Annotated in this window: 11 protein-coding genes; 6 read left to right on the top strand and 5 right to left on the bottom strand. The window is 63.8% G+C overall.

Annotation, left to right across the window (positions count from 1 at the left end):
- Nucleotides 1-109: 109 nt before the first annotated feature.
- Nucleotides 110-1,396, top strand: coding sequence for an NAD(P)/FAD-dependent oxidoreductase (locus tag NKH91_RS26265; RefSeq protein WP_352885315.1), 1,287 nt, complete (start codon nt 110-112; stop codon nt 1,394-1,396).
- Between the two features lie 258 nt (nt 1,397-1,654).
- Nucleotides 1,655-2,455 carry an SH3 domain-containing protein gene (locus tag NKH91_RS26260; RefSeq protein WP_352640443.1) on the top strand — a complete coding sequence of 267 codons (801 nt, stop codon included), beginning with the start codon at nt 1,655-1,657 and terminating at the stop codon, nt 2,453-2,455.
- A gap of 67 nt (nt 2,456-2,522) precedes the next feature.
- Here the strand turns inward: NKH91_RS26260 and NKH91_RS26255 are convergent, their stop codons facing one another.
- Nucleotides 2,523-3,269, bottom strand: a complete 747-nt coding sequence (locus NKH91_RS26255) for an SDR family oxidoreductase (protein WP_352640442.1) — start codon at nt 3,267-3,269, stop codon at nt 2,523-2,525.
- Nucleotides 3,270-3,543: 274 nt separating this feature from the next.
- On the opposite strand from NKH91_RS26255, the gene zwf reads away from it, so the two are divergent.
- From zwf to edd, 3 genes are all read left to right on the top strand, one after another.
- A complete protein-coding gene (gene zwf / locus NKH91_RS26250) occupies nt 3,544-5,013 on the top strand; it encodes a glucose-6-phosphate dehydrogenase (protein ID WP_023719411.1) in 1,470 nt (489 codons plus the stop codon).
- Nucleotides 4,995-5,708: a 6-phosphogluconolactonase gene (gene pgl / locus NKH91_RS26245; protein ID WP_352547851.1), complete on the top strand. Its 714-nt coding sequence runs from the start codon at nt 4,995-4,997 to the stop codon at nt 5,706-5,708. Before zwf ends, pgl begins: the two co-directional genes overlap by 19 nt.
- Before the next feature lie 73 nt (nt 5,709-5,781).
- Nucleotides 5,782-7,605, top strand: coding sequence for a phosphogluconate dehydratase (gene edd, locus NKH91_RS26240; protein WP_352885314.1), 1,824 nt, complete (start codon nt 5,782-5,784; stop codon nt 7,603-7,605).
- Nucleotides 7,606-7,653: 48 nt separating this feature from the next.
- On the opposite strand, the gene NKH91_RS26235 is transcribed toward edd, so the two are convergent.
- From NKH91_RS26235 to NKH91_RS26220, 4 genes are all read right to left on the bottom strand, one after another.
- The gene (locus NKH91_RS26235; RefSeq protein WP_352885313.1) at nt 7,654-9,321 is read right to left on the bottom strand and encodes a vWA domain-containing protein; all 1,668 of its coding nucleotides are present in this window, start codon (nt 9,319-9,321) and stop codon (nt 7,654-7,656) included.
- A gap of 112 nt (nt 9,322-9,433) precedes the next feature.
- Nucleotides 9,434-10,432, bottom strand: a complete 999-nt coding sequence (locus tag NKH91_RS26230) for a GlxA family transcriptional regulator (RefSeq protein WP_023719415.1) — start codon at nt 10,430-10,432, stop codon at nt 9,434-9,436.
- Between the two features lie 16 nt (nt 10,433-10,448).
- Nucleotides 10,449-11,348 (bottom strand): bifunctional methylenetetrahydrofolate dehydrogenase/methenyltetrahydrofolate cyclohydrolase FolD, encoded by a 900-nt coding sequence (gene folD, locus NKH91_RS26225; RefSeq protein ID WP_352849515.1) that lies wholly within the window; start codon nt 11,346-11,348, stop codon nt 10,449-10,451.
- A 209-nt stretch (nt 11,349-11,557) separates the two neighbouring features.
- Nucleotides 11,558-12,208 (bottom strand): hypothetical protein, encoded by a 651-nt coding sequence (locus tag NKH91_RS26220; RefSeq protein WP_352592534.1) that lies wholly within the window; start codon nt 12,206-12,208, stop codon nt 11,558-11,560.
- A 761-nt stretch (nt 12,209-12,969) separates the two neighbouring features.
- On the opposite strand from NKH91_RS26220, the gene proC reads away from it, so the two are divergent.
- Nucleotides 12,970-13,785, top strand: coding sequence for a pyrroline-5-carboxylate reductase (proC, locus tag NKH91_RS26215; protein WP_352849517.1), 816 nt, complete (start codon nt 12,970-12,972; stop codon nt 13,783-13,785).
- Nucleotides 13,786-13,829: the final 44 nt, after the last annotated feature.

Raw genomic sequence — 13,829 nt, 5'->3', positions numbered from 1 at the left:
GTAATTAAGAACCGACTAAACGCGACACTTCCATACCGACGTACGGCCCGAGCGCCATACTTGCCTACTGGCCTACTGCCCTACTGCCCTACTGCCCTAGCCGAGCATCATGACTTACCAATCCCCAATCTCCCCCGGCCGCTCCTGGTACGAGGACACGGCCGGACCAAGGCCCGAATATCCGGCGCTCGACGGCGACCGGACATGCGACGTGGTGATCGTCGGCGGCGGCTTTACCGGCCTGTCGGCTGCGGCTCATCTCGCCAAGTCAGGCGCGGATGTCGTGCTTATCGAAACGCATCGTTTCGGTGACGGCGCATCGGGCCGCAATGGCGGCCAGCTCGGCACCGGACAGCGGGCCTGGGCAGAGGAGCTGGAAGCGGAATACGGCTTTTCCTGCGCCAAGGCGCTGTTCGACCTGGCCGAAGAGGCCAAGGCGCATCTCCTCGACTTCGCCGCGGTGCACCAGATCGAGATCGACTATATGCCCGGCCAAATGTCGGTGGCGCACAAAAAGCGCTATGTCGACGACTACAAGGCGCATGCCGAGATCATGGCAAGCCGGTTCGGCTATCCGCACATCTCATTCATGGATGCCGCGGAGACAGCCGAGCGGCTCGGCTCGACGCATTATTTCGGCGGCACCCGCGACACGGGCACCGGCCACATCCATCCGCTGAAGCTGGTGATCGGCACCGCAAAAGTCGCGGCACAGGCCGGCGCAAAGCTTTTCGAGCAGACACCGTCGACCGGCATCACCTCCGGCGGCGGCAAAGTGAGGGTGACGACGCCGAAGGGCACGATCATCGCCGGGAAGTGCTTGATCGGGGTCAACGCCTATGGCGGCACGCTCGAGCCGGTGAGTGCTTCGCATATCATGCCGATCGGCTCATTCATCGGCGCAACGGTACCGCTGGGCGCCGATTCCAAAGTGTTGCCGGGTGGCGAGGCGGTCGACGATTCGCGCTTCGTCGTGCGCTATTTCCGCAAATCGAAGGATGGGCGGCTGCTGTTTGGCGGGCGCGAGATCTACGCAGTCAACGATCCCAAGGACATTCACATCCACATCCGCCGGCAGATCGCCGAGATCTATCCGGCACTGAAGGACATTGAGATCACCCATGGCTGGGGCGGCTATGTCGGCATCACCGTACCGAGAAAGCCGTTCGTGCGCGAAGTCATGCCCAATGTGATCTCGGTCGGTGGTTATTCCGGCCACGGCGTCATGCTGGCCAATTTTTTCGGCAAGCTTTATGCCGAGACGGTCGCCGGCAACCGCGACCGGCTGAAGCTGATCGAGGATTTGAAGATTCCGCCTTTCCCCGGCGGCCGGCGTTTCCGCGCGCCACTGCTCTTTCTTGCGCTCAACTGGTACGCGTTGCGGGACAGGATTTAACCAGGCGTTGCAGAATCCTTAACCAGGGCGCAGAATCCCCGCCAAGGGCGCAGTGATGCCACAATCGCGGGCGAAAGATGATGCTCGTGGGCAGCTGAACGGGGAATTTTGCGGGCCTGCCCGCTTTTGGTTTGGGAACGATGCCGATCGAAATGCCGGCTCTCCGGCATGGGTCGTAAGAACATCGGCCCGCAAATGGAGGTGGCAAGAGTGAGAGAGCCCTTCAGTTTCGGCGCGCCGGAACGACGGCGCCTTGCGATGCAATTCGGTTATGATATGCGGCCGACGTTCTGGCAGGGAGTCCGGTCGAACGCGCATCTCGTGATCGCTGCGCTTGGCACGGCCGCACTGCTCGGCGTTGCCGCGGTGGCACTGTGGCTGGCATTGCCGGCAAATGAGCGACAAGCGGCGGCGAGCCCTGAGCAGACCGTTCCAACCATTCCGGTCAAGACGACGAAGATCATGCCTGCCAAGGTCGCTGCGGCGCCGCGGACGACGGGCAAGGCCGACGCGGTTTCCCCGGCGGTGGCCGCGGCGGAAGCCGAGATACCGGCGCTGGCTCCCAACGATCCGCGCTGGACGGGACCAAAGACGGCATCGGCCGCCGCCACAGCAGCATCCGACCAACTGGCAAGCCAGACCGAGCAGGCGGCCGATAAATCGTCTGCTTCGGTGGCATTCGCCGACCCGGCAGCGAAACCCGACGCTGCGGCATTGTTTGCCAAGGTGGCGGCTCCCGGCAGCTCGACGAAAAACACAGGGCCCGACGGTGCGCAGACCGCTGCCATCCCCACACCCAAGCCGCAACTGCCGACGCAGTCCGCGAGCGAAGACGACAACAGCACCAAGGCAAAATCCGGAAAAACCAATACTGCCGGTACCGGACGCATCCTGAGATCCGTCACCATGCGCACCGGCCCAAAGAAGAATGCGGCCGCCATTCTCACCGTGCCGGCCAAGACCTCGGTGCAAGTGATGAGCTGCAAGCAGTGGTGCCAGATCGTCTACAACGGCAAGCGCGGCTGGGTCTACAAGAGCTACGTCAAAACCGGGGCGTAGGACAGTCAGAGCGATCGCGGCTCGGATCGCTCGCCATCAGCCGCCTGTCGCCGGATGGCCTAGGGGTTCAAATGCAACGGCCGCCGTCGACTTCCAGCGCCACGCCGGTGATGAAAGCTGCTTCATCCGATGCGAGCCAAAGCGCGGCATTGGCCACGTCAAGCGGCGTCGAAAGCCGGCCGAGCGGGATCGATGCGCGGAACTTCTCGCGGATCTCGGGGGTGTCGGCGCCCATGAATTTCTCAAGCATGCCGGTCTCGCCGGCGACCGGGCACAGGCAGTTGACACGGATGTTCTTTGGCGCGAGTTCCACCGCCATCGATTTGGTCGCGGTGATCGCCCAGCCCTTCGATGCGTTGTACCAGGTGAGACCGGGCCGCGGCCTGATACCGGCCGTGGAAGCCGTCGTCAGGATGACGCCGCCGCCTTGCCGCTCCATGACCGGCACCACGGCAAGTGCTGCGTTGTAGATTGCCTTCATGTTGACTGACGTGATCAGGTCGAAGGTCGCTTCGTCGACTTCCAGCATGTCACCGTTGCGATGGGTGTAACCGGCATTGTTGACCATGATGTCGATGCGACCGAAGGCGCTCATTGCAGCATGGACCATGTCGTCGAATTCGGACCGCAGCGAGACGTCGGTCTGGGTCCAGATCGCCTTTTCGCCGATCTCGCCGGCGACGCGCTCTGCGTCCTTGGCGTTCAGATCGGCGACAACGACCCGCGCGCCCTCGTCGGCAAAGCGCCTGGCCATGCCCTCGCCAAAGCCCGAGGCAGCGCCGGTGATGATGGCGACCTTGTTTTGGAGGCGCATGCCTTTCTCACTCATCGTTGAAGACGATCGACGACGCGTTTGGCCATGGCCATCGAAAGATGTGTGTCCATTGCCGATTTCTCCTTTGGCTTTCGCCTTGATCCCGCTCTATGCTGCACCTGCGAACGCTCCCGGAAGCATCGCTTGCCGACAAGCCTCCGGCCAGAGCCGGTGTCAAGAGCACACGCGGATGTGACGCAATGACACTGGCAAGTTTAAATCGATTAGATTATATCAGCCGCGTTATCGCGACCGGCGTCAGAGCGGACAGACCATGACCAGCCAGATCATCCCCGTCGACCCTTTCGACTTTATCATTTTCGGCGGCACCGGCGATCTGTCGGAACGCAAGCTTCTGCCGTCACTGTACCACCGGCAGCGCGACCACCAGTTTTCCGAGCCGACGCGCATAATCGGCACATCACGTTCGAAGATGACCGATGAGGAATTCCAGTCTTTCGCCAGGCAGGCGATTGCCGATCATGTGAAACCGGAAGATATCGACGCCACGGAACTGAAAACGTTCCTCGCACGGCTCTCCTATGTCCCGGCCGACGCAACCACAGGTGCCGGCTTCGACAGGCTGAAGAAGGCGATCGGCGACAGCGAACACATCCGCGCTTTCTATCTGGCGGTGGCGCCGGCGCTATTCGGCGACATCTCGCACAAGCTGAAGGAGCACGGGCTGATCACGCCGAATTCGCGGATCGTGCTGGAAAAGCCGATCGGCCGCGATCTCGCTTCGGCGCGCGCGCTCAACGACCTGGTCGGCGACGACTTCCATGAAAGCCAGATTTTCCGCATCGACCACTATCTCGGCAAGGAGACGGTGCAGAATTTGATGGCGCTGCGCTTCGCCAACGCGCTCTACGAGCCGTTGTGGAATTCCGCCAATGTCGATCATGTGCAGATCACCGTGGCCGAGACGGTCGGCCTGGAAGACCGCGTCACCTATTACGACAAGGCTGGCGCGTTGCGCGACATGGTACAGAACCACATGCTGCAGCTGCTCTGCCTCGTCGCCATGGAGGCGCCGTCGTCGATGGACGCCGATGCCGTCCGTGACGAAAAACTGAAAGTGCTGCGGGCGCTGAAACGCATCAACGGCAACGAAGCGCCCAAGCACACGGTGCGTGGGCAATACCGTGCCGGCGCCTCGGCCGGCGGGCCGGTGAAGGGCTATGTCGAGGAACTCGGCAAGAACAGCAACACCGAGACCTTCGTTGCGCTCAAGGCCGAAATCGGCAACTGGCGCTGGGCCAGCGTGCCGTTCTACCTCCGCACCGGCAAGCGGCTGGCGACCCGCGTTTCGGAGATCGTTATCGAATTCAAGCCAATCCCGCATTCGATCTTCGGCGAGAGCGCCGGGCCGGTCTCCGCCAACCAACTGGTCATCAGGCTGCAGCCCGACGAAGGCGTCAAGCAGTTCATCATGATCAAGGATCCGGGCCCGGGCGGCATGCGGCTGCGCCAGATCCCGCTCGACATGAGTTTTGCGCAATCCTTCGACGGCCGCGCGCCCGATGCCTATGAGCGGCTGATCATGGACGTCATCCGTGGCAACCAGACGCTGTTCATGCGCCGCGACGAGGTCGAGGCTGCGTGGAAATGGATCGACCCGATCCAGGACGCTTGGGAAAGCGGAAGGCAAGAGGCGCAAGGCTACACCGCAGGCACATGGGGCCCCTCGGCCTCGATTGCGCTGATCGAACGCGATGGGCGGACATGGCACGAGAGCAATTAGGCGGCGCCTACAACTGGCACGAATTTGCCGGACGCCAGGAGTTGGCGACAGCGCTTGCCGGCCACGTCGCCGGCCGCCTGTCAAAGGCGATCGCCGAGCGCGGCACGGCACTGCTTGCAGTCTCGGGCGGCACGACGCCGGCGAAATTCTTCGCGGCGCTTTCGACCGTTCCTATCGCCTGGGAAAAGGTGACGATAACATTGGTCGACGAGCGCTTCGTGCCGCCCTCGTCGCCGCGCTCCAATGCCGGTCTGGTTGCCGCTAACCTGCTGCAGAACGCGGCCGCCGCCGCGAATTTCGTGCCGCTCTACCACGCTGCGGCAACTATCGCGGGCGCAGCGGTCTCCGATAGTGAGGCGCTGCAAGTGCTGCCCTGGCCCCTCGATGTTGTTGTGCTCGGCATGGGAACTGATGGCCACACCGCCTCGTTCTTTCCGGATGCCGACAACCTGGCAAGATTGCTCGATCCGTCGTCGCAAAGGATCGTGCTTCCGGTTCACGCGGCAAGCGCCGGCGAGCCGCGGCTGACGCTGTCACTGGCGCGGATCATCAATGCCGCCTTCATCGCGCTGCATATCGAGGGCGCGGAAAAACGCACCGCATTCGAGGCCGCGCTTGGAGTTGGAACACGAAAGCCCATTCGCGCCGTGCTCGATGCAACTCAAAAGCCCGTAGAGGTTTTCTGGGCACCCTGATCTCAACTTGGCTGCAGGTCCCGGCAACAGCCGGAAGGTGTTTGCGGGACCTCGCCTGAAAGGACCGACCGCCATGACCGCAAGACGCGACATCGAAGCCATCACCCAGCGCATCCGTGAGCGCTCCAGGCCCGGTCGCGAGGCTTATCTCGGCCGCATCGGCGAAGCCTCGAACCGCACCGCCAACCGGGCCGTGCTGTCCTGCGGCAACCTGGCCCATGGCTTTGCCGTGTGCAGTCCTTCCGAAAAGGTGGCGCTTGGCGGCGACCGGGTGCCGAACCTCGGCATTATCACCTCCTATAACGACATGCTGTCGGCGCATCAGCCTTTCGAGACGTTTCCGGCACTGATCAAGGACGCGGCCCGCGAGGCCGGCGGCATCGCCCAGGTGGCCGGCGGCGTGCCCGCGATGTGCGACGGCGTAACCCAGGGCCAGCCCGGAATGGAGCTGTCGCTGTTCTCGCGCGACGTGATCGCCATGGCCGCGGCGATCGGCCTGTCGCACAACATGTTCGATGCCGCCGTCTATCTCGGCGTCTGCGACAAGATCGTGCCGGGGCTGGTGATCGCGGCGCTGACCTTTGGTCATCTGCCGGCGGTCTTCATCCCGGCCGGGCCGATGACGACCGGCATTCCGAACGACGAAAAGGCCAAGATCCGCCAGCTCTATGCCGAGGGCAAGGCGGGGCGGGCCGAACTGCTCGAAGCCGAATCCAAATCCTATCACGGGCCGGGAACCTGCACTTTCTACGGCACCGCCAATTCCAACCAGATGCTGATGGAGATCATGGGCCTGCACACGCCTGGCGCCTCGTTCGTCAATCCGGGCACGCCGCTGCGCGACGCGCTGACCAGGGAAGCGACCAAGCGGGCGCTGGCGATCACAGCGCTCGGCAACGCCTACACGCCAGCCGGGCGGATGATCGATGAGCGCTCGATCGTCAACGGTATCGTCGGCCTGCACGCCACCGGCGGTTCGACCAACCACACCATCCATTTGATCGCCATGGCGGCGGCGGCCGGCATCGCCATTACCTGGCAGGATATTTCCGACATCTCGGAAGCGGTGCCGCTGCTGGCGCGGGTCTATCCGAACGGCCTTGCCGATGTGAACCACTTCCACGCCGCCGGCGGGCTCGGCTTCCTGATCCGCGAACTGCTCGACGCAGGCATTTTACATGAGGATGTGCAGACGGTGTGGGGCGAAGGGCTGCGCCCCTACGCGGTCGAGGCCAAGCTCGGCGCCGATGGCGGCGTCGTGCGCGAGGCCTCGCCGCGCCAGAGCGGCGACGAGAAGGTGCTGGCGCCGTTCAAGAAGGCGTTCCAGCCGAGCGGCGGGCTGAAAGTGCTTTCAGGCAATCTCGGCCACGCCGTCATCAAGACATCGGCGGTCAAGCCGGAGCGGCGCATCATCGAGGCACCGGCCAGGGTGTTCGACAGCCAGCAAGGGCTGAACGAGGCGTTCAAGGCGGGGTCGCTGACCGGCGACTTCATCGCCGTCATTCGGTTCCAGGGCCCGAAGGCCAACGGCATGCCGGAATTGCACCGGCTGACCACCGTGCTCGGCATCCTGCAGGACCGCGGCCAGCATGTGGCGCTGGTTACCGACGGGCGCATGTCGGGTGCCTCCGGCAAGGTGCCGGCGGCGATCCACGTGACGCCGGAAGCGGCGGAGGACGGGCCGATCGCCAGGATTCATGACGGCGATATTATCAGGCTCGACGCCGAGGCCGGAACGCTCGAGGTGCTGGTGCCGGCCGGCGATTTCGCACTGCGCCGGCCCGCGGACAGCGACCTCATAGGCAATGAATTCGGCTTCGGCCGGGAGCTCTTCGCCGGGTTCCGGCAGATGGTGGGCCGCGCCGACCATGGCGCGAGCGCCTTCGGCGTGGCGTGACTTTTTCGGCCATGAGGAAGAGCGGCTGGTGGCCGCTCTCCCTTGGATCTATTGAACCGTCAGCTCGGCTCGCGCGCCGGCCCTGACCGTTACCGCGCCTTCCTTCGAGCTGCTGTCCGACTTCTCCGAAACCACCGCGTAGTCGCCAACCGACAAGGTGGCCTGATACTTCTGGTCATAGGCGTAGCCGACCGACTTGCGGGTTCCATCGATGTTCTTCTTGGCCTCGAATATCTCGATCTTCGAGGCCCCTGGCGCGGTGATCGCCAGCACGCCGGCGTTCATGGCGATCTTCAGATCCTGATGTTCGCCAATTTTGACACTGAACGGCTGCTCGGCCACCGCGAGATCGACGGTCGCGACCATTACATAATCGTCGGGCGGCAGATCGAACTTGCTGTCGGGGCCGTAGGCATAGGTCACCTCCTGCCTGGTCCCGCCGATGTCCTTTTTCGCCTGGAACACCTTGAAGCCGACGCCAGAACCCTCGGCCTTGTCGCCACCGGCAGCATAGTAGGCGTTGGCGACGACATGCCCGACGCCGACGATGATATCCTTGTCGATGACCCTGCCGGCGGCAAGCGGGACCGTCTCGGTAACCACGCCCTGGCCGATCGTGACGGTCACCTTCTCGTCGCCGGCCGGCAGCACGACTTTCGTGTCGCCATAGTAGGTCGGCAGGGTGTCGACGCCTGGATAGGCGATCACGACCGCCGCGCCGCCGTCAACGTCCGCCCCTTCGCTTGGCCGCGGGTGGATAACCAGCGTGCCGGCATTCAACGTGAAGAGCGGCTTGGCGACCTGGCCAGGCTCGATCTTGATCTTCTGTTCGGCTTTGGCCTCGCCGGCGCGCGCGACGACGATATAGTCGCCCGCCTCCAGATTGACCTTGTAGGCACCGTACTCAGTGGCGACGGGATCGCCGCGCGTGCCGTCGGAATTCGCCTTATAGATCTCCCAGGCATTGCCGTCGGTGACGGGATCGCCACCTTCGGCAAGCACGACGGTGGGCACGAAATTGGACTCCGCCGGCTGGGCAGGCGCCGGCTGGGGAGCAGTCTGCGGGGCGGCAGCCGGTTCAGGAGCGGATGGCGGCGGCGCAACGGTCTCGACGAGGGCGTCCTGCAATGCCTTTTCATCCGATGCTTCGATATATTTGCCGCCGGTGTTATCGGCCAGGCAGGCGACCTGCTTGCCTTCGGCAGCCGTCAGGCCAAAGCCGACGACATCGACGGTGAAGTCGATGCCGGCAGCCTCAAGCTCCTTGCCGAGCGCACAGGGATCGCCGCTGCATGTCTCGATGCCATCGGTGATGAGAACGACCGTCGCCTTGTCCTCGGTGTATTTCAATGCTTCCGCCGCTTGCTTGACAGCGGCGGTCAGCGGCGTCTTGCCCTGAAATTTCAAGCTGTCGGCCGCGGCTGAGATCGCACTTGCCGAGCCTGCCTGCGGCGGCACGATGAGTTCGATGTCGTCGCAACTGGCCTTCTCGCGATGGCCATAGGCCATGAGGCCGATTTCCTCATCGGCCAGGACCGATTGCAGCACGTTCCGCAGCGATTGACGGGCGATTTCGAGCTTGGGCTTGCCGTCGATCTGCGCCCACATCGAGCCGGAGGCATCGAGAATGACGATGACGCGATCGGCGGCGAAACCGAACCCCGTCGTCCAGAGCAACAGGGCCGCCGCAGCGACGCTCCGCACAAATCCCGCCATCAAAAATCTCCCCCGTCAGTCGCCGCCGCTCGGCGCCGGAACGCTATTTGACGCCGCGTCGCGACACAAGCCCGGACGGAGTACGAAGCTGCGTCGCCTCTCTGCCAAACCCTCAATAGGTCGTGCGGCGTTCCTCGGAAGGCGGCCGGCCGAATTGCAGCCGGTAGCTCTGGGCAAAATAGGAATGCGAGGTGAAGCCGGTGGCGATTGCCACGTCGAGGATCGGCATGTTGGTCTGGCGCAGCAATTCGCGCGCCCGCTCGAGCCTGAGCCGCATGTAATAGCGCCCGGGCGTCACACTGAGATGGCGCAGGAACAGGCGCTCGACCTGGCGCACCGACAGGCCCGCCGACTTGGCGAGCTGCACCGCCGACAGCGGCTCGTCGAGATGGTCGGCCATCAGCTCGACGATGCGGCGCAGCTTCTCCGACTTGCCGGTCAGGTCGCGTTCCGGGCCGACGCGCTGGCGGTCCCCGGCCGAGCGGATGCGCTCATGCTGGAACTGGTTGGCGACGCCATTGGCGAGACTCGAGCCGAAATCGCCGCGCACGATTTCCAGCATCAGGTCGATCGAGGTGGTGCCGCCGGCGCAGGTGTAGCGCTTGCGGTCGATCTCGAAGACGTTGCCGGTGCAGTTGATGTCCGGAAAGCGTTCGAGGAACCCGGCGCGGTTTTCCCAATGGATGGTGCAGCGATAGCCATCGAGCTGGCCTGCTTCGGCAAGCAAATAGGAGCCGACCGAAAGCGCGCCGAGCGCATTGCCGCGCCGGCCCCAGCTGCGCAGCGCCGCCAGCACCTTGCTCTTGCCGGGAAATTCCGTCGTCAGCCCGACCGAGACGAAAAGGATATCGACCGGCGGCAGATCGACAACGGCGTAGTCGATCTTGAGCGGCAGGCCGTTGGAAGCCATGACGGCATCGCCGTCGGCCGACACCGTCGTCCAGCCATAGAAATCGCGGCCGAGCAGCCGGTTCGCCGACCGGAACGTGTCGATTGCCGCGGCCAGCGAGAACATGGAGAACTTGTCGACCAGCAGAAACCCGAACTGCCGGCCGCCCTGAACGGGATCATTGGTGACCGGCCGTTCTAGGGGAACAGTGAGGTTCGGCAAGGACGCTGCTCTCTGGTCAGAAGGAAGGCCGTTTCAACCCGGCTGCGAGGTAGGCGGAAGCTAGCGTGTTGGCCATCAGCATGGCAATGGTCATCGGCCCGACGCCGCCAGGCACCGGCGTGATGGCGCCGGCCGCCTTCGCTGCTTCGGCAAACTCGACATCGCCGACGAGGCGGGCCTTGCCTTCACCCTTTTCAGGTGCGGCGATGCGGTTAATGCCGACGTCGATGACGGTGGCGCCAGGCTTGACCCAGTCGCCGCGGACCATTTCAGGCCGGCCGACGGCTGCGACCAGAATATCGGCGGTGCGGGCAAGCGCCGGCAGGTCCCTGGTGCGGCTGTGTGCGATGGTGACCGTGCAGTTGGCGGCAAGCAGTAGATTCGCCATCGGTTTGCCGACGATGTTCGAGCGCCCGACGACGACCGCATTGAGGCCGGACAGATCCTTGCCGCGCACCCGTTCGATCAGCAGCATCGAGCCGGCCGGCGTGCAAGGCACGAAGGCGGTCTCGAACTCGCCGGTGCCGAGCTTGCCGACATTGATGAAGTGGAAGCCGTCGACATCCTTCTCCGGCGCGATGGTCTGGATGACTTTGCCGGCATCGATATGGCCGGGAAGCGGAAGCTGCACCAGGATGCCGTTGATGGCCGGATCGGCGTTGAGCTGGCCGATGATCTTCAACAGGTCCGGCTCGGAGGTCTCGGCCGGCAGCGTGTGCTGAACCGAATGGAAGCCGCATTCCTTGGCGGTGCGGGATTTGGAGGCGACATAGACCTGGCTCGCCGGATCCTCGCCGACGATGACCACCGCGAGGCCGGGCTGCCGTCCGCCCTTTTCCGCCAGTTCGGCGACCAGGGCCTTGACCCGCCGCACCACGTCTTCGGCGACGCTTTTTCCGTCAATCAACTCAGCCATGAACCACCCTCGACGCCCGATCGCCTAAGCCTGCCGCGTTAAAGCATCCCGCGGCGTACTCCAGATACCTTTTATGCATGTCGTTGCCCAGAACCATGCGCAGCCGGGCGGACATGCAGCGCGGCATTTTCACGAAAATCGAGCCGGGCAATCCCGTCAATGCGCCGTCCCATGCCGCTAACTCGAAACCGGCATGTTTTATTCGACGCTTAGAAATAGCGGCGCGTGCGGTTTTCGGTGAGCTCGCGAACCGCTTCGCGGAATTCACGCAGGCTGGCACGGATTTCCTCGATCTGGCTTTGCTGATCGGCGGCTTCCGAAACCTGATTTGCCTCCTTCGACCAGGCCTGAGTATAGGCCGAATGCTGCGGCGTGGGTTGCTGCGGATAAGGTGGCTGTCCGGCATAGAGCGGCTGTAGATCGAAGGCAGGCGGCATCGCTGCGCCGGAATTTGTCGCGGCGGAAGTCTCGCCGGACGCCATCTCCTCCGGCGCTCTGCCGGGCATGAGCCTGCGCAGCGCTGACAACACGGTACCGATCGGACCCCGACGCGCTGCCCGGTACGCTTTGTCCTCAGCGGGACCGGCATCGCGGCCGCCAACGGAGCCAGCGGGGTCGAACAATACATCGGCAGCTGCAGGCTCTTCCGTCAGTATGGTGGCGGCCTCCGGCCCATCAGGATGGAGCTGGCTTGTGCCGGCGGCTGCCAACAGGATCGGACTGGCACGCGCCTCGCGGCGCGACCGGGCGAGACGATGCCGTGTGGCGGCATCCTCGCGCCATGACGCGCCTGCACGGTCCTCTAGCGAAACCAGCGATGCTTCGTCCTCGTCGCGCACTGCCTCGACGAGCGACAGCAAGGACAGCTCGTTCCTCCGGTGTTGACGATTATCCCTGTAAGCCATGGTTCCTGGAGCTTTCCCCTAGGGCTGGGACGTAGCGACCGCCCACTGGTTAAGCGATGCTAAACAGGCATAGGAAATAAAAGGTTAATTTGGTCGGCTGAGAGACCTCGTTTCCCGCCTTAAGACAATGCCATCGAGTTCGTCGCCCGCGATTGGTCGATCACTCGAAAAATGGCGGGATGTCGGTTAGGGTTGGAGGCAGACGTTCCATTGTTCATGAAGTCGCCATCTTGAACACCGTCAGAATTCGGGGGAGGCTATCCGTATGATAACGCCAGACACTCCGTTTGCGCTGATGCTGGAGATGCACGCTGTGCTCTTCGGAGTTCCGGTGCTTAGTCTGCTGGCAGGGACCGCAATCCTTGCTTTGATACGCCCATGGCGCTTTTCTTCAGGGGCCGTGGCGGCTTGCAAGATGGCTATGGGAGTCGGCGTCGTTGCCGTGGCAGTTGTGCTTGGTTGGGGAGGATTTCTTGTCGGCTTTGGTGCGCTGTTGGAGAATCCAGGCTATCGCTCCCACCTCGTCTGCAATCCCTGTTTTTAGTCTGGGATGGGCCGAACCTGGCCGTCCAGAGTGATCGGGTCATGACTGACCGAGCCCGATCAGGCGGCGAAAGCGGCGACATAACCCGGCCCCTGATCAAGGTCCGAGAGGGGCTTCCCCGTCCGCCCATGAACGTCTATGGCAAAGCCAACCTTTCGAATGGAGAGCTTCGATGACGATCAGGCTTGTTCTCGCCGGTTGCGGCAATATGGGCTACGCCATGCTCTCGGGCTGGCTGAAAGCCGGCAAGCTGGCTCCGGCTGCGGTGTTCGTGGTCGAGCCCAATGCCGAGTTGCGCAAGCGTGCCGAAGCACTGGGCTGCGCTGCTGCCGCGGATGCCGGCGTCATCCCGGCGGACGCCGTGCCGGCCCTCGTCGTCCTTGCGGTCAAGCCACAGGTGATCCGCGACGTGACGGCTGGCTACATCCGCTTCAACGATGGCCGAACCACTTTCCTCAGCATCGCCGCCGGGACGCCGGTCGCCACGTTCGAAGGCATTCTCGGCGACCGCGCGCCGATCGTGCGCTGCATGCCCAACACGCCGGCGGCTATCGGCAAGGGCATGATGGTGGTGTTTTCCAACAGGCTGGTTTCCGAGGACACCAAACGCCTTGTCGCCGACCTGCTTTCGGCAAGCGGGCAAGTGGCCGATATCGATGACGAGGGCCTGATGGATGCGGTGACGGCAGTCTCCGGATCCGGTCCAGCCTATATCTTCCATTTCATCGAAGCGCTGACCGTGGCCGCCGGGGAGGCTGGCCTGCCGACCAGGACTGCCAAGCTCTTGGCCATGCAGACGGTCTACGGCGCCGCATCGCTGGCCGCCGAAAGCGGCGAGGAGCCCGGCGTGCTCAGGCAGCAGGTGACCAGCCCCAACGGCACCACGGCTGCGGCCCTTGCAGTACTGATGGGCGAGGACCGGCTGACACGCCTGCTCACCGAGGCGGTGGAAGCGGCGCGGCTGCGGTCGATAGAGCTGGGGAAGTAGGGCTTTTGGGGGAGCCGGTCGGCGGCGATGGTCTGCCGTGCGTT

Source organism: Mesorhizobium sp. M0894 (assembly GCF_040319725.1).
Lineage (GTDB): Bacteria > Pseudomonadota > Alphaproteobacteria > Rhizobiales > Rhizobiaceae > Mesorhizobium.
Note: the sequence above shows the minus strand (reverse complement) of the source record. Positions and strands in the feature narration are given on the sequence as shown.

What these genes read in the sequence shown, in the direction of transcription:
- NKH91_RS26265 (WP_352885315.1), top strand. Translation starts at nt 110, where the DNA reads ATGACTTACCAATCCCCAATCTCCCCCGGCCGCTCCTGGTACGAGGAC.
- NKH91_RS26260 (WP_352640443.1), top strand. Translation starts at nt 1,655, where the DNA reads ATGCAATTCGGTTATGATATGCGGCCGACGTTCTGGCAGGGAGTCCGG.
- NKH91_RS26255 (WP_352640442.1), bottom strand. Translation starts at nt 3,269, where the DNA reads ATGCGCCTCCAAAACAAGGTCGCCATCATCACCGGCGCTGCCTCGGGC.
- zwf (WP_023719411.1), top strand. Translation starts at nt 3,544, where the DNA reads ATGACCAGCCAGATCATCCCCGTCGACCCTTTCGACTTTATCATTTTC.
- pgl (WP_352547851.1), top strand. Translation starts at nt 4,995, where the DNA reads ATGGCACGAGAGCAATTAGGCGGCGCCTACAACTGGCACGAATTTGCC.
- edd (WP_352885314.1), top strand. Translation starts at nt 5,782, where the DNA reads ATGACCGCAAGACGCGACATCGAAGCCATCACCCAGCGCATCCGTGAG.
- NKH91_RS26235 (WP_352885313.1), bottom strand. Translation starts at nt 9,321, where the DNA reads ATGGCGGGATTTGTGCGGAGCGTCGCTGCGGCGGCCCTGTTGCTCTGG.
- folD (WP_352849515.1), bottom strand. Translation starts at nt 11,348, where the DNA reads ATGGCTGAGTTGATTGACGGAAAAAGCGTCGCCGAAGACGTGGTGCGG.
- proC (WP_352849517.1), top strand. Translation starts at nt 12,970, where the DNA reads ATGACGATCAGGCTTGTTCTCGCCGGTTGCGGCAATATGGGCTACGCC.